At 53.2% G+C, this 14,318-nt stretch carries 14 protein-coding genes; 8 read left to right on the top strand and 6 right to left on the bottom strand.

Going from position 1 to position 14,318, the window contains the following annotated elements; all coding sequences use genetic code 11:
- The first annotated feature begins 99 nt into the window (after nucleotides 1–99).
- From BMY11_RS10860 to BMY11_RS10840, 5 genes are all read left to right on the top strand, one after another.
- The gene (locus BMY11_RS10860; protein WP_090575111.1) at nucleotides 100–639 is read left to right on the top strand and encodes a MarR family winged helix-turn-helix transcriptional regulator; all 540 of its coding nucleotides are present in this window, start codon (nucleotides 100–102) and stop codon (nucleotides 637–639) included.
- Between the two features lie 5 nt (nucleotides 640–644).
- Complete coding sequence (locus BMY11_RS10855) at nucleotides 645–2,372, top strand: ABC transporter ATP-binding protein (protein WP_090575108.1); 1,728 nt, start codon at nucleotides 645–647, stop codon at nucleotides 2,370–2,372.
- Nucleotides 2,369–4,336, top strand: coding sequence for an ABC transporter ATP-binding protein (locus BMY11_RS10850; RefSeq protein WP_090575105.1), 1,968 nt, complete (start codon nucleotides 2,369–2,371; stop codon nucleotides 4,334–4,336). Before BMY11_RS10855 ends, BMY11_RS10850 begins: the two co-directional genes overlap by 4 nt.
- A gap of 171 nt (nucleotides 4,337–4,507) precedes the next feature.
- Nucleotides 4,508–6,079, top strand: a complete 1,572-nt coding sequence (locus BMY11_RS10845) for an FMN-binding glutamate synthase family protein (protein ID WP_090575102.1) — start codon at nucleotides 4,508–4,510, stop codon at nucleotides 6,077–6,079.
- Nucleotides 6,080–6,191: 112 nt separating this feature from the next.
- Nucleotides 6,192–6,725 carry a YceI family protein gene (locus BMY11_RS10840; RefSeq protein WP_090575099.1) on the top strand — a complete coding sequence of 178 codons (534 nt, stop codon included), beginning with the start codon at nucleotides 6,192–6,194 and terminating at the stop codon, nucleotides 6,723–6,725.
- Between the two features lie 790 nt (nucleotides 6,726–7,515).
- Here the strand turns inward: BMY11_RS10840 and BMY11_RS10835 are convergent.
- From BMY11_RS10835 to BMY11_RS10820, 4 genes are all read right to left on the bottom strand, one after another.
- Nucleotides 7,516–7,974, bottom strand: a complete 459-nt coding sequence (locus BMY11_RS10835) for a MarR family winged helix-turn-helix transcriptional regulator (RefSeq protein ID WP_090575096.1) — start codon at nucleotides 7,972–7,974, stop codon at nucleotides 7,516–7,518.
- Between the two features lie 98 nt (nucleotides 7,975–8,072).
- The gene (locus BMY11_RS10830; protein WP_090575093.1) at nucleotides 8,073–9,668 is read right to left on the bottom strand and encodes an ankyrin repeat domain-containing protein; all 1,596 of its coding nucleotides are present in this window, start codon (nucleotides 9,666–9,668) and stop codon (nucleotides 8,073–8,075) included.
- Between the two features lie 6 nt (nucleotides 9,669–9,674).
- Nucleotides 9,675–10,142, bottom strand: a complete 468-nt coding sequence (locus BMY11_RS10825; protein WP_090575090.1) for a CcdC family protein — start codon at nucleotides 10,140–10,142, stop codon at nucleotides 9,675–9,677.
- A gap of 97 nt (nucleotides 10,143–10,239) precedes the next feature.
- Nucleotides 10,240–10,437, bottom strand: coding sequence for a YwbE family protein (locus BMY11_RS10820; RefSeq protein ID WP_090575714.1), 198 nt, complete (start codon nucleotides 10,435–10,437; stop codon nucleotides 10,240–10,242).
- 238 nt (nucleotides 10,438–10,675) lie between these two features.
- On the opposite strand from BMY11_RS10820, the gene BMY11_RS10815 reads away from it, so the two are divergent.
- The 3 genes from BMY11_RS10815 (at nucleotide 10,676) to BMY11_RS10805 (ending at nucleotide 12,105) form a co-directional block, all read left to right on the top strand.
- Nucleotides 10,676–10,900 carry a DUF1450 domain-containing protein gene (locus BMY11_RS10815; RefSeq protein WP_090575087.1) on the top strand — a complete coding sequence of 75 codons (225 nt, stop codon included), beginning with the start codon at nucleotides 10,676–10,678 and terminating at the stop codon, nucleotides 10,898–10,900.
- Nucleotides 10,901–11,009: 109 nt separating this feature from the next.
- Nucleotides 11,010–11,516: a ferritin gene (locus BMY11_RS10810; protein ID WP_090575711.1), complete on the top strand. Its 507-nt coding sequence runs from the start codon at nucleotides 11,010–11,012 to the stop codon at nucleotides 11,514–11,516.
- Nucleotides 11,517–11,601: 85 nt separating this feature from the next.
- The gene (locus tag BMY11_RS10805; protein ID WP_090575084.1) at nucleotides 11,602–12,105 is read left to right on the top strand and encodes a Crp/Fnr family transcriptional regulator; all 504 of its coding nucleotides are present in this window, start codon (nucleotides 11,602–11,604) and stop codon (nucleotides 12,103–12,105) included.
- Nucleotides 12,106–12,130: 25 nt separating this feature from the next.
- Here BMY11_RS10805 and hmpA read toward each other — a convergent pair whose 3' ends face one another.
- Together hmpA and BMY11_RS10795 are read right to left on the bottom strand one after the other, a co-directional pair.
- On the bottom strand, nucleotides 12,131–13,384 hold the full coding sequence (gene hmpA / locus BMY11_RS10800) for an NO-inducible flavohemoprotein (protein WP_090575081.1): 1,254 nt from the start codon (nucleotides 13,382–13,384) through the stop codon (nucleotides 12,131–12,133).
- A 152-nt stretch (nucleotides 13,385–13,536) separates the two neighbouring features.
- Nucleotides 13,537–14,271 carry a WecB/TagA/CpsF family glycosyltransferase gene (locus tag BMY11_RS10795; protein ID WP_090575078.1) on the bottom strand — a complete coding sequence of 245 codons (735 nt, stop codon included), beginning with the start codon at nucleotides 14,269–14,271 and terminating at the stop codon, nucleotides 13,537–13,539.
- Between the last annotated feature and the right edge of the window lie 47 nt (nucleotides 14,272–14,318).

The raw sequence follows: 14,318 nt of genomic DNA, 5'->3' as shown, positions 1-14,318 counted from the left end.
TTGACTCGTTTATAAATAGGATTATTGACATTCGTTAGTCAAAATAAATATACTTAGGTTAGCTAACTAAATTAAATTGTTCAGGAGGGGATCCCCATCATGTCCGAACATGATGAACAACATGACCGTAATTGCAACGCGCCTCATGAACTGATGCGCGCGTTTCGTCAGCTGCGGAACATCTCATGGAACAACCGACGCCCTATCGAGAACTGCACACCTGCCGAAACGATGACATTGTTCTTTATTCGCAAGGCTACCAACGAACAACCTGAAGGACTGAAAGCGTCCGAGATCAGCAACATCATGAATGTTGCTTCCCCAACGATGACCCAAACGCTCAATGTACTAATGGCAAGAGGGCTCATTGATCGGGAAACCGATCCGAACGACCGCAGAGCGGTGCGCATCAAGCTGACGGAGGAAGGCCAGCGTCTGACCCAGCTTGCCGAATCCAAGATGCATGAGAAGTTGACCGCACTCATTGCACATCTAGGCGAAGAACGCGCGATGCTGCTCGTTGAGCTGATTGATGACGCGGCGGCTTTCTTCCATGCAAGCAATCCTGATTTTGATCCGGGCTGCTTCAAGCTCGGTCAGGACCACAACCAATCTACCAATTCCAAAGAGGGTGACTAATCGCTATGATGAAATTGCTGCGCATGCTGCGTCCCTACTGGGTGCTCGTATTCTTCGTACTCCTATTCGTTTTCCTGCAGTCGTTATCTGATCTCTATCTGCCGACACTGCTCGCTGACATTGTCGACAAAGGCGTTGTAGGTGGCGACAATCCATACATATGGAAGATCGGTGGCCTAATGCTGCTCATCGCGCTCGGCGGCGGCATTTGCTCTATCGGCGCCAGCTACTTGTCCGCCAAATCAGCCGGAGGCTTCGGCCGAGATCTGCGCAGTCGCGTGTTCAGCCATGTAGAGAAATATTCGCTGCACGAGTTCGACCAGATCGGAACGGCTTCCCTTATCACGCGTACGACGAACGATATTACGCAAGTCCAGCAAGTGCTCATGATGATGATGCGAGTCATGGTCATGGCGCCAATGATGTGCTTCGGCGGTATCATTATGGCACTCTATAAGGACGCAACGCTTTCGCTTGTCATTATTGCAATCGTACCGATCCTTGCGATCATTATCTTTGCCATCGTCAGCCGCGGCGTACCGCTGTTCAAGGTGATGCAGACGAAGATCGACAAGCTGAACCTCGTGCTCCGCGAAAATCTGACCGGTATCCGTGTTATCCGCTCCTTCAACCGGACGACGCATGAGCAGGGCCGCTTCAATGAAGCGAACAACGATTTGACGGAAACGTCGATCAAAGTAAACCGCATTATGGCATCACTCATGCCGATCATGATGCTCGTCATCAACTTCGCGAGCCTTGCGATCGTTTGGTTCGGCGGCCTGCGTATCGACAGCGGCAATATGGAAGTCGGCGACTTGATGGCATTCATCCAGTACGCATGGCAGATCATGTTCGCGCTGATCTTCGCTTCCATGATGTTCGTTATGATTCCGCGCGCTTCCGCATCGGCGGCACGAATCAATGAGGTGCTGAACATGGTGCCAGATATTAACGATCCTACAGCACCGAGGACGGCTTCTGCTGCACGCGGCGAGCTGGCGTTCAATAATGTATCGTTCCACTATCCGGGCGCTGAGATGGCGGCGTTGTCGAATATCTCCTTCACAGCAGGCCGCGGCGAAGTGACGGCTATTATCGGCGGTACAGGCTCCGGCAAATCGACGCTGATCAACCTCATTCCGCGCTTCTATGATGTAACGGGCGGCAGCATTACAATCGGTGGCGTCGATGTGCGCGAGCTGACGCAGGAGACTCTCCGCTCCACAATCGGCCTTGTACCGCAGAAAGCCGTGCTGTTCACCGGCTCAATCACGGATAACATTCGCTTCGGCAAGGAAGACGCGAGCGAAGAAGAGATCCGTCATGCTGCTGTCATTGCGCAGGCTTACGAATTCATCTCCGAGATGAAGGAAGGCTTCGACTCGCCAATCGCACAAGGCGGCACGAACGTCTCCGGCGGACAGAAGCAGCGGCTCTCCATTGCCCGCGCGCTCATCCGCAAACCGGACATTTATTTGTTCGACGATAGCTTCTCGGCGCTCGACTTCAAGACCGACGCCAAGCTTCGCGAAGCGCTTCGCGGCGAGACGACGAATGCAACGGTACTGATCGTTGCGCAACGCGTCAGCACGGTTATGGATGCGGACCGGATCATCGTCATCGACGATGGCCAAATTTCCGCAATCGGTACACATAAAGATTTGCTGCAAACGTCTACCGTTTATCGCGAAATCGTAACGTCACAGCTGTCAGAGGAGGAAATCGCATGAGTGAACAGCAGAGAGGGCCATCGGGCGGCGGTCCGGGCGGTCAGCGCCCAGGCGGCCAAGGGCCAGCCCCGGGCAACTTCGGATTCGGCCCAGGCCGCGGTGGCCCGGGCGCGATGGGCATGCCCGTCCAGAAGGCCAAAGACTTCAAAGGAACCTTGCGCAGACTGACCGGCTACCTGAAGCCGTACCGTTTCTCGCTACTCATCGTTCTCCTGACAGCGGTACTGAGCACCGTCTTCTCGATTATCGGTCCGAAGATTATGGGTAAAGCAACAACCAAGCTGTTTGAAGGCTTAATGGGCAAGATTAAGGGCACACCTGGCGCGGAGATTGATTTTCATTACATTTGGCAAATTCTCGCCCTGCTCGGCGGCCTCTACATCATCAGCGCCGTATTCGGCTACATTCAGCAGTATATGATGGCTGGCGTCGCGCAGAAAACCGTGTATGGCTTACGCAAGGATGTTAACGAGAAGCTGGCGCGTCTGCCGCTTAAATTCTTCGACTCCCGGACGCACGGCGAAATTCTAAGCCGCGCTGTCAACGATGTCGATAACATCAGCGGTACGCTCCAGCAGAGCTTGACGCAGATCATTACATCGGTCGTCACGCTTATCGGCGTTGTCATCATGATGCTGACGATCAGCCCGCTCATGACGCTCATCTCCATTGTGACGCTTCCGCTTAGCTTCATTGCAATCAAGATGATCGCAGGGCGCTCGCAGTTATATTTTAAAGGCCAACAGAAAGCGCTCGGCGAACTTAACGGTCATGTCGAAGAGATGTATACCGGTCACAACATCGTCAAGGCGTTCGGTCATGAACGCAAGTCGGTAGATAAGTTCAACAGCGTGAATGAGCAGCTCTACGAATCCGGCTGGCGAGCACAGTTCGTCTCCGGCATGATCATGCCGATCATGGGGTTCATTGGCAACATCGGCTACGTGCTCGTGAGCGTGGCTGGAGGTATCTTCGTCCTGCATAAGACGATCACGATCGGTGACGTACAGGCGTTCATCTCCTACTCGCGCCAATTTACGATGCCGATCACGCAAACGGCTCAAATCGCTAACATCCTTCAATCGACCGTCGCTTCAGCAGAGCGGATCTTCGAATTGCTCGATGAAGAGGAAGAAGTGCCGGAGGCAGCGAACCCGATTGCAGTTGTGTCGCGGGAATCCGAGGCCGTGCCTGGCAAAGCGATCAAGCCTCGCGGCGACGTCAGCTTCAACCATGTGCAGTTCCGCTACAAGGAAGATACCTCACTCATCGAGGACATGGACATTCACGTCCGTTCCGGCCAGACGATTGCCATCGTCGGTCCGACAGGCGCGGGGAAGACGACGCTCATCAACCTGCTGATGCGGTTCTATGAGATTAATGACGGCAGCATTACGATTGATGGCGTGGGCATAACACAGCTGAAGCGCGGCGATCTGCGGAACCTGTTCGGCATGGTGCTGCAGGATACGTGGCTGTTTAACGGTACAATCCGCGATAACATCGCATACGGGCGTGCCGGAGCAACCGAAGAAGAAGTCGTGGCAGCAGCACGAGCGGCCTATGCGGACCATTTCATCCGCACGTTGCCTGACGGATACGATACGGTGCTTAATGAAGAAGCATCGAATATTTCCCAAGGACAAAAGCAATTGCTCACGATTGCCCGCGCTATTCTGGCGAATCCGGCCATCCTCATTCTCGACGAAGCGACAAGCAGCGTCGATACGCGGACGGAGATCCATATCCAACGCGCTATGAATGAGCTGATGCAGGGCAGAACAAGCTTCGTCATTGCGCACCGCCTCTCGACGATCCGCGATGCCGATCTCATTCTCGTTATGAACCACGGCACAGTTATCGAGCAAGGTACTCACGAGCAGCTGCTCGCATCGGGCGGCTTCTACGCCGACCTGTACGAGAGCCAGTTCAGCAGCCGCAAACGTCAAGTAGATGCGGTGTAAATAACTTAATTTATATTGCCTTCCTTGAGTTGAGTGTCACTCACTTCGGGAAGGCTTTTTTTGCACCTTCATCTACATTTCACATTCCCCGCTGCGGTTAAAAACTGGAAGCACATGGTATACTGAAACTGGCAATAGTCCCTACAAAATCACATCGGAGGCTGCCCTATCATGGTGACTACAATTCTGGTTTCCGCCCTGCTTGTTATTATTGTGCTGCCCATCGTCATTTTCTTCGGCTACATGTATTCACTCTCCAAGAAAGCGAAGCACTCCATTCTCCGCTCGCACCCTTTTCTCGGCTGGATCCGCTATTTGCTTGAGAAGCTTGGACCCGAATTCCGGCAATATTGGTTCGACAGCGATACCGAGGGCAAGCCGTTCTCGCGTGCGGATTTCGTAGGTCTCGTCTATGCGGCCAAATACCGGACCGACCTCATCTCCTTCGGCGGACGGCGCGATTATGAGAAGCCCGGCTTCTATATTTCCAATGCGATGTTCCCGAAGCTGACGAGCGAGCTAAGGGTTGATAATGACGAGCTCGTGCAAGGGAAGAAGTATGTGATCACCGACGAAGGCTTGTTCACTAGGCAGGAAAAATTCGTCGAGGAATCGGTAAAACGTTGGCTGCTCCATGACGACGACGCCATCGTCGTCGGCCCTAACCGTAGACAGCCGTGGCGGATCAAAGGTATGTTCGGCGCTTCAGCGACCTCCTTCGGCGCGGTCGGCGAGCATTATATCCAGTCCACAGGCAGCGGCGCCAACATGGCAGGCGGCTCCTGGATCAATACGGGCGAAGGCGGCGTCGCGGATGTGCATCTCGCTACCGGCGTCGACGTCGTCTCGCAGATCGGCCCCGGCATGTTCGGCTTCCGCGATGATACGGGTAAGTTCTCCATCGAGGAATTTAAGCGTAAAGCCGAAATTCCGAATATCAAAGCGTTCGAGCTGAAGTTCCATCAAGGGGCAAAGATCCGCGGCGGCCATCTCGAAGGCTCCAAAGTGACCGAGAGAGTCGCGGCAGCCCGCCTCGTTCCGGTCGGCAAGACGGTCAACTCCCCGAACCGGTTCGAGTTTCTGACGAACGCGGACGAAGCGATTCGTTTCGTCGGCTCGCTCCAGGAAGCAGGCGGCAAGCCGGTCGGCATCAAAATCGTGGTCGGCGATCCGAAGCGGCTTGAGCCGTTGTTCGAAGCGATGCGGACACAAGACACGTACCCCGATTTCATTACGGTGGACGGTTCGGAAGGCGGCTCCGGAGCGACGTTCAAAGCGATGGCGGATGGTATGGGACTGCCGCTCTATGCTGCGCTCGTCATTCTCGACGATACGGCGCGCAAATTCGGCGTGCGCGACCGCATCCGCATCTTCGCCTCCGGCAAGCTCATTACGCCGGATAAAGTGGCGATTGCCCTCGCGCTTGGCGCGGACTGCGTCAACTCTGCGCGCGGCTTCATGATGGCGAACGGCTGCATTATGGCTATGCAATGCCATACCGGCAAATGTCCGACAGGCATTACGACGACGGACTCCAAGTACCAGGTTGCGCTCGCTCCGGAAGAGAAGCAGTGGCGAGTCATGAACTATATTTTGCAGCTACGGGAAGGACTGTTCTCTCTGGCTGCCGCTTGCGGGCTGGAAAGTCCGCGCGGCTTCAGGCGCGAGCATGTCGTGTTCACCACTGAGAGCGGACAAACGACTCGCATCGTCGATCTGTTCCCTTATCCCGAAGCAAAGTAACACGTTCAACAATTAGTCACATTTCTGTTGACAATGATTCGACTCTCCGATAAACTTACTTTATATAATAAAGTTTATTATTAATTGTAAGTAAATTTAGGAGGTCAAGTTAATGTCCGTATCCAAATGGGTAGTTGACGCAACACACAGTTCTGCAGATTTCACAATTCGTCACATGATGATTGCTAAAGTAAAAGGTACTTTCCACAATTTCAGCGCTGAGATCGAAGCGAATCCGGAGGATCTGACAACGGCTAGCATTGCGTTCTCCGTTGAACTGAGCAGCATTGACACTCGTAACGCCGACCGTGACAATCACCTGCGTTCAGGCGACTTCTTCGGCATCGAAGAGCACCCGAACCTGACGTTCAAAGCAACGAAGATCGTTCGCACAGGCGACGGCGAGTACGATGTTACAGGCGATGTGAGCCTGCACGGCGTAACGCGTCCGGAAACGTTTGAAGTCACGTATGAAGGTAGCGGCAAAGACCCTTGGGGTAACGAGAAAGCCGGCTTCAGCGCGAAAGGCTCAATCAAACGCAGTGACTACGGCTTAACGTACAATGCAGCACTTGAAACAGGCGGCGTTCTGATCGGCGACGAAGTGAAAATCTCGATCGAGCTTGAGGCTGGTAAGCAAGCTTAATAGAGTTGAGTGAGGCTCTCCATGTTGGGGGGCCTCTTTTTTGTTTGCGGAGAAACACACTTCAGTTCGAACCGGCTGTTTTAGAACCGCTATGTTGAGTACAGCTCAGCGGGTGGCGAGATACCAACCTAGCTCGCATCCTTAATAAGTGGGAATATCCACTTATCGGAGGTGGTTCCTTAGCATAGCTCGCTCATAAGTGCGTAAATCCACTTATTTTTGAGCAATGAATAAGTGGACATTTGCACTTATTCCAATCGAAACTGAGAGAGCGTATTTGCTCTCTCGGATGCGTTTCGGCGGGTTTTCCCGCCGTTTTCCCTGCTGAGAGAGCGTATTTGCTCTCTCAGCTCTTTTTTAGGCCTTTCCCTCGCGTGAGAGAGCGTATTCGCTCTCTCGGATGCGTTTCGGCGGGTTTCCCCGCCGTTTTCCCTGCTGAGAGAGCGTATTTGCTCTCTCAGCTTTTTTTTAGGCCTTTCCGGTGCGTGAGAGAGCGTATTTGCTCTCTCAGCCGTTCTTTTGGGCTATTCGGTGCAAGCGAGTGTCTCTGGTCCTCAACAATCGCCAATTGGAGCTGTCAGCAACCCTGAGAGTCGCAAAACACTACTCTCCGTCCAAAAACAGCCGCTGTTCTGCTCCGAGAGACCGATAATCCAACTCTCAGTGCCCAACCTCCGGCCGAGCCCTCTCCTCAGTTCAGAGGTGGTCGCTTTTCCGGCGTAAAAAAAACAAAAACCACATTGCCCCGCAAACTCGCGGTAACAATGTGGTTCTTTGGTCTATTTAAGCTTTATGACTCCTGCGTCCCGCACGTACTCTGATGCACAGCAGCTGTCAGCTTCTGCAGCTGATCCCGCAGCATTGCTATTTCGCCAGGAGGCAGGTTCGTCTGGCAAAAGACGCGTTCCGGTATCAGCTTCGCCTGCTCCTTCATCGCCCGGCCTGCATCCGTCAAGCGGACGAGGACGCTGCGCTCATCCTCCGAATCACGATCGCGGCGAATGAGGCTCATGCCTTCCAGCTTCTTCAGAAGCGGCGTTAATGTGCCGGAATCCAGATACAGCCTGGCGCCAAGCTCTTTCACGGGCACTCCGTCCTTCTCCCATAGCGCAAGCAAAGTTACATACTGGGTATACGTGATGCCGATCTCATCCAGAAACGGCCGATACAGCTTGGTTACTTCACGTGCGCAGGCATAAAGGGCAAAGCACAGCTGATTATCGAGCGAAAGTTGCGCACTCTTCTCCATCGCTGTCTCCCTCTCTCAAGTTGCTCTAATATAACACAATTAAATTGCATGCAATTTATGTTGCTAGGATATCAGGTGACGCCACCCGCTGTCAACTGTTAGACAGCCGCTGAGCGGTGGGCGAGCAACAGACGGGCAAGCGCTTCATGACCTCTACGCTGTGCCCAAGCGAGCGGAGTCGCCCACTGCGGCACATTGGCCGGCTCTACCTCTGCACCTTGTTGAAGCAGGAATTCTGCCATCTCGAGCTTCCCGTATTTAGCTGCCCAGCCGAGCGGCGTTGTACCGTATTCATCATCGACTGCTTCGAGACTCGCGCCATGAGCAATCATCAGCTCCGCAAGGTCCAGCTTGCCCTGCAACGCTACCAGGTGCAGATAGCTGACGCCAAGCCAGTTCGTGCGATTCAGGTCTGCGCCGCCTTCGAGCAACAGCTTCACCATGTCCGCATCTGCGAACGAGCAAGCATAGTTCATATAGTTGCTCGCATACCACGGATCGTTCAGCGGTGCGTTATGGCGCAGCAGCAGCCTGACGATTGCCGTATAGCCACAACTTGCCGCTTGCGCGAGCGGCCCGTAATCGCCGCCGTCGACAGACGAAGGATTCGCCGTTAGCAGCTCGCCGACCAAATCGATACGTCCAAGTCCGCAAGCGCCAGTCAATGTCACATTACCGCCGTAAGCATAGACCAGCTCGATTAGTTCCTGGCGGCCTTCCTGCAGCGCTGCGTAAACAGCGTTGCCACCCGCTTCCACCTCAGCATTCGGGTCGGCTCCATGCTCAAGCAGCAGCTTCGCGCAGCCGGTATGCCCGCCTCTAACCGCTGCATATAATGCCGCTCCCTGCTGTGCATCCCGCTCCGTCGCGTTCGGATCGGCTCCTGCGGCGAGCAGCCTCTTCACGACCTCCATAAACCCGCGCTTCGCAGCATAATAGAGCGCAGAACGCCCGGAGGCATCTCGCTCATGCGCAAGCAATCTATTCTGCTTCAGCAGCTCGTCTACGCGCATCGCATCACCGGCTGCAGCAGCGAGGTAGACATCGTAAGGCACACCGCCTTTGCCGACAAGATAGCCGAGCAGGAAGCTCGCATCTCTACCAGCATCAGGCGGCAAATTCCGGTTCGCGCGGTAGAAATAGTCGCCCTCCAGCGCTAGCTGCGCAGACTGGCTTCCGTCCCCGCGCTTCGCGAGCGGGTCTGCCCCCATAGCCAGCAGCTGATCGATCAGCTCTAGCTGCCGGGTCATGACGGCCCAGTGCAGCGGCGTATTACCGCGCTCGTCGCTCGCATGAATGGCTTCAGGCTGCTGCTCCAGCAGCTGCAGCAGCTCCTTCACCTTGCGATCGCGAATGAGCTCAGCCAACTTCTCGCCGATCGGCTCTGCTTTCAAGGTGCTCTGCAGATGCTCTCGCAGCAGCTTCGCAACATCGTCATGGCCTCGGTCCTGCGCCTTCTGCAGCAGCGAATCCTGCCAGCTGAGGCAAGGCTGCTCCGAAGCGTCCGCCCCATAAGAGAGCAGCAGCCGGGTCAGCTCGAGATGCCCTTCGCGCACAGCAAAATGCAGCGGTGTGAAGTATCCCCAGCTCACCGCTGCTAATGTTGTATCACTAGCGAGCAGCTCGTGAACTGCCGCTGCATCGCCTGCTATGCATCTATCAACCATATGTAAGTCCGCTTCTGACATGTGCATCCTTCGTTACCCCCGCTTTTTTAATTTAAGAAAAGCTTGAAGCATCGCAACGCGCCATACGACAATCATACCGAATGCTAGGATGAAGAAGAGGCCGCCTGTTTGTGGAATCGACACCGACTGCTCCACCAGATTGTGGACAAGCAAGCGGATAATGAGGAGCCCAAGCAGAATAAATATAAACATTTTGGACCGTTTCAGGATGATGTCATCGCCCACTCGCTCCAGCTTGGATGTGCGGATGAGCGGATACGCGAACAGCACCGCGCCAACGGCAAAAGCAAGCAACGCCCACGACCACGGCACCCGTGTGAACGGAGCGACAAACATAAGAAAGCCGGTCGACATGCCGATCGGCGGAATAATGATTTTGCGCATCGTCGTCGGCCGATTACTCGCACGCAGCCGCAGGAACATAACGGCGACGCCGGAGAGCAGCGTAACGAATATAGATGCTAGATGAGGAAGAGTCATCGAAAGCGCGGCTCCTTTAACTATATGAAGTAAATCGCTTACTTCCTCTAATCCTACTCATTTTGCTGCGGTGTTGCAAATCGTTGGGGCTTCGATTCTATCCCTCAATAACTGCTTTCACCCGACCAACGTCGCCTGATTGCAGCCTCACTTTAATGCCATGCGGATGATTCGGTGAATTGGTCAAAATGTCTTTCACAACGCCACGCGTCATCCGACCGCTCGCCTGATCCTTCTTTAATACAATATCGACCGTAATGCCCGGGCGAATATTGGAACGCTGCTGTCCACTCATATTCATACTAACTAGCTCCTTTATTCCATGGATTGTTCCCTATCATAAGGCAGTGAGCTACGTGAAGCAAGGTGAACCGTCTGTCGCCGCCCTCTTGACGGTGCAGAGCGTTTCATTCCGGAGAATTCTAAGCTGGAAGGACAACAATTCTCAAATAACGATTGACAGTGATAATGAGAATTAATATCATTATGTTGTGAACTCCAACCACCGTTTCGAAAGAGGTCGGTATCGACAGATGAAGAAGATCAAGTATTGCTGCAGAAACTTCAAACATGGCTCGAAGTCCGTCTTCAAAGCTTTGAAGCACGAGTTCCCTGATCTGAAGCAGAAGAAGAAGGATTGTCTAGGCAACTGCAAGCTGTGTTCCAAGCAATGCATGGTACTGATTGGGAAGACTGAAGTCATTGTTGCTCCGTCCGCTGATAAACTGTATAAGAAGTTAAAGCACCGGATAGGATAATGTGGAATAGTATGGTAACATAGGGGAAGAAGTTGTCAGCTCCTGTAACTGGGCTAACGCTTCGTCTCTTTTTCTTTTTAAACACTTGAATAAGGAGGTGCGGCCGATGATGAATGATTCACTCAGCCAAGCTTTGAACGAGCAAATGAACTTCGAGTTCTACTCTGCACACGTATACCTGGCAATTGCCGCTTACTGTTCCGGAGAAAGTCTTGATGGATTTGCTAATTTCTTTATTGTTCAAGCCGAAGAAGAACGCTTCCACGCGATGAAAATGTACAAGTACTTAAATGATCGCGGGCAACGCGCCACCATAGTCGGCATGGGCACACCTAACAATGAATATAGCTCCATACTGGATGCTTTCGAGCATGCGTTTGGGCACGAGAAAGAAGTCACGAAACGGATTTATCACTTATCCGACCTTGCTTTGAATGACCGCGAGCATGCGACGATGCAGTTCCTGAAATGGTTCATTGACGAGCAAGTCGAAGAAGAAGCTATGTTCGACAGCATCATTAACAAGCTGAAGCGGATTGATCAAGACAGCAATGCGTTCTTCATGCTTGATAGTGAATTTGCAGGGCGGACATTCGTTCCACCAACGACTGCCTAGAACAGAACTAAGAATCGCCCTCAGCCTGCCATAACCGGCAAAATGGGGGCGATTTGTTTTTATCGATATACAGGAGACATGCGCTATGATTCTACATAAAGGTGAAGTGCTATTCCGGCAAGGTGAATATGGGTCACTGTTTCATCTGAAGTCCGGTATGCTTAAGATCGTCCGCGTACACGAAGATGGCTCGCAATTCATCGTGAACATCATCGTTCCAGGCGAGACAATCCCCCATCATTCGCTCATAAGCCCGAATCCGTACAACGGCTCGGCTGTCGCGCTCGTGACATGTGAGGTCGATGTTCTGCCAGAGGCCCCTTGGTATGAGGCGCTGAAGCAGGATGCTCAGCGATGCCTAGACATTGCTCAGCAACTGCAAAATAAACTGCGGATGATGCAGCAGCGCATCGATCAGCTAACCGAAGTGACCCCGGCAGAGAAGCTGCGCAAGCTTGAAAGTTGGTTTCAGCTCTACATCGCGCCTGCCACATTGACGGAATTGCTCACGCAGGACGAGATCGGCCAATTGATCGGACTGCGCCGCGAAACGATTAACCGGCTGCTGCGCTCCCAGAAGAGGTCATAGCTCATTACCATTGCGTCTGTTGTTGCTAGGGCTGCGGCTGAGTCTGTGCAGTAACCTCGCCCGCCTCCAAACTACCAGCTGGACCAAAGAATTCGTAGTGGATGTCCGCGGCGTTTACCCCAAGCTCCTTCAGTAAGCTGTTCATCGTCCGCATGAATGGAACCGGACCGCAGAAGTAGAATGCCGCATTGGTCGTTGGAATCACTCTCGTAAGCCAAGGAAGATCGATAAAACCTTTTTTATCGTAAGCTTGCAGCTCTTGATCACGCGTTGTAGGCTTATCGTAAACAACGTGAACGGCTACTTGTGAATGACGAACAGCCAGCTCTTTCACCTGCTGCTTAAGCGCATGAACATCGCCGTTCTGAGCAGCATGGATAAAGATAACTCTCCTTCCCGGACTCGCTTCTACGACCGTGTTCAGCATACTGACTAGCGGTGTCTGACCAACCCCTCCGCTCATCAGGACAAGCGGCCGATCATCCTGTTGATCAAGCGTAAATTCGCCTGCCGGAGCCGACAACCAGAGTACATCCCCGCACTGTACTTGCTCGTGCAAGTGCACCGACACTTTCCCAGCTGGTTTGCCATGCTGTGCCTCTTCCCTCTTCACCGTAATTCGGTAATAAGGCTTGCCTGGCGCATCGGATAAGCTGTATTGACGAATATGCGTATTGGCTTCACCCGGAATGTCCACCTTCACACTCACATACTGCCCCGGCTCAAAAGAAGCAATGTCGCCACCATCTTGCGGCACCAGGTAGAAGGAAGTAATGACGTCACTCTCAATGACTTTCCGTTCCACGCGGAAAGCCCGGTAATCCGCCCAACCGCCCTGCTGCTGCTCTGCTGCCTCGTACATGTCAGCTTCTACGTCGATGAACACTTTTGCAATGATGCCGTATGCTTCCGCCCACGCTCCTAGAATCTCATCCGTCGCCGCATCGCCGAGCACATCCTTGATTGCCGTAAGCAGCATTTCTCCTACGATTGGATACTGCTCCGGTTTCACGCCGAGACTTCGGTGCTTATGCGCGATCTGCTTCACCGCCGGCAGAATCATCTCCAGCTTATCGATATGCAGCGCTGCCGCATAGACCGCATTCGCAAGCGCCGTCTGCTGCTTGCCTTGTCGCTGGTTGGCATGATTGAACAGGTTCAGCAGCTCCGGATAACGCGTAAACAACAATTCGTAGAAACGTTTTGTAATCGCAGTTCCGTAGATTTCGAGCACCGGCACGGTCGATTTGATGATTTGGATCGTTTTATCGCTTAGCATGGTTTACTCCCCGCTTTCATTTGCTTAATCTTGTTATGAATCAAGTATAGCGAGAAGCGACGCCTAGCCGATGTGATTGCAATCACATCGTTTTGAAACGATCTGTGACAATGAAAAAAGAGCCCTTCAACAACTCAAGGACTCTTGACGAATTAGCGCGATTTGCGCGAGGTAAGGATGGTCAGCGCGAACTTCGGCAGCACGAGCTGTCTGCGCCAGCGAGACGGTTGCTTGAGCAGCCGGTACAGCCACTCCACATTGAGCTTCTGCCAAATGACCGGCGCACGCTTCACTTTGCCGGCAATAACATCGAGACTGCCTCCAACGCCAAAAGCAATCTTCGCTTTCATGCGGCTCTTATGCTTATAAATCCACTTCTCCGAGAAAGGAGCACCAAGCGCAGCAATGACCATATCCGGGCGCTTCTGCTCGATATCCGCGACGAGAGCCTCTTCTTGCTCCGCATTGAAGAAGCCGTTATGCCGTCCAGCGATCGTAACGCCAGGATAACGATCTTGAATAATCTCCACTGACTTTGCGTTCGTCTCTTCATCCGCACCAACGACATACAGCGAGAAAGGCTCATTCTTCGCCCCTTCTAGCAGCTTAACGAGCATATCATAGCCCGTTACCCGCTCCGGCACATGGTCGCCCTGCCATCTCGCAGCGAGCACGACACCGATGCCGTCCGGCGTAATCAGGTCTGCCGCTTCCACAATCGCCCGCAGCTCCGCGTTCGTTCTTGCTGCCATTACGATCTCCGGGTTCGCCGTAATTAAGTGGAACAACGGCTTGTCCGTGCTCGCTAGCTGCTTCTGCAGCAGCTTCACTGTATCGTCCATCGTCCGTTTCGAGAACGGGACTCCCAAAATATTAACGGTATCCATTCGGGTAACCTTCCTTTGTACACTCTTCTTGTTGTTCATTGTAGCAT

The organism is Paenibacillus sp. OV219 (assembly GCF_900110075.1).
Lineage (GTDB): Bacteria > Bacillota > Bacilli > Paenibacillales > Paenibacillaceae > Paenibacillus_Z.
The sequence above is the reverse complement of the archived record's forward strand: the minus strand, read 5'-3'. Positions and strand labels throughout refer to the sequence as shown.

Bases quoted from the DNA above. Each gene is read 5' to 3' on its own strand.
- BMY11_RS10860 (WP_090575111.1), top strand. From the start codon at position 100: ATGTCCGAACATGATGAACAACATGACCGTAATTGCAACGCGCCTCAT.
- BMY11_RS10855 (WP_090575108.1), top strand. From the start codon at position 645: ATGATGAAATTGCTGCGCATGCTGCGTCCCTACTGGGTGCTCGTATTC.
- BMY11_RS10850 (WP_090575105.1), top strand. From the start codon at position 2,369: ATGAGTGAACAGCAGAGAGGGCCATCGGGCGGCGGTCCGGGCGGTCAG.
- BMY11_RS10845 (WP_090575102.1), top strand. From the start codon at position 4,508: ATGGTGACTACAATTCTGGTTTCCGCCCTGCTTGTTATTATTGTGCTG.
- BMY11_RS10840 (WP_090575099.1), top strand. From the start codon at position 6,192: ATGTCCGTATCCAAATGGGTAGTTGACGCAACACACAGTTCTGCAGAT.
- BMY11_RS10835 (WP_090575096.1), bottom strand. From the start codon at position 7,974: ATGGAGAAGAGTGCGCAACTTTCGCTCGATAATCAGCTGTGCTTTGCC.
- BMY11_RS10830 (WP_090575093.1), bottom strand. From the start codon at position 9,668: ATGCACATGTCAGAAGCGGACTTACATATGGTTGATAGATGCATAGCA.
- BMY11_RS10825 (WP_090575090.1), bottom strand. From the start codon at position 10,142: ATGACTCTTCCTCATCTAGCATCTATATTCGTTACGCTGCTCTCCGGC.
- BMY11_RS10820 (WP_090575714.1), bottom strand. From the start codon at position 10,437: ATGAGTGGACAGCAGCGTTCCAATATTCGCCCGGGCATTACGGTCGAT.
- BMY11_RS10815 (WP_090575087.1), top strand. From the start codon at position 10,676: ATGAAGAAGATCAAGTATTGCTGCAGAAACTTCAAACATGGCTCGAAG.
- BMY11_RS10810 (WP_090575711.1), top strand. From the start codon at position 11,010: ATGAATGATTCACTCAGCCAAGCTTTGAACGAGCAAATGAACTTCGAG.
- BMY11_RS10805 (WP_090575084.1), top strand. From the start codon at position 11,602: ATGATTCTACATAAAGGTGAAGTGCTATTCCGGCAAGGTGAATATGGG.
- hmpA (WP_090575081.1), bottom strand. From the start codon at position 13,384: ATGCTAAGCGATAAAACGATCCAAATCATCAAATCGACCGTGCCGGTG.
- BMY11_RS10795 (WP_090575078.1), bottom strand. From the start codon at position 14,271: ATGGATACCGTTAATATTTTGGGAGTCCCGTTCTCGAAACGGACGATG.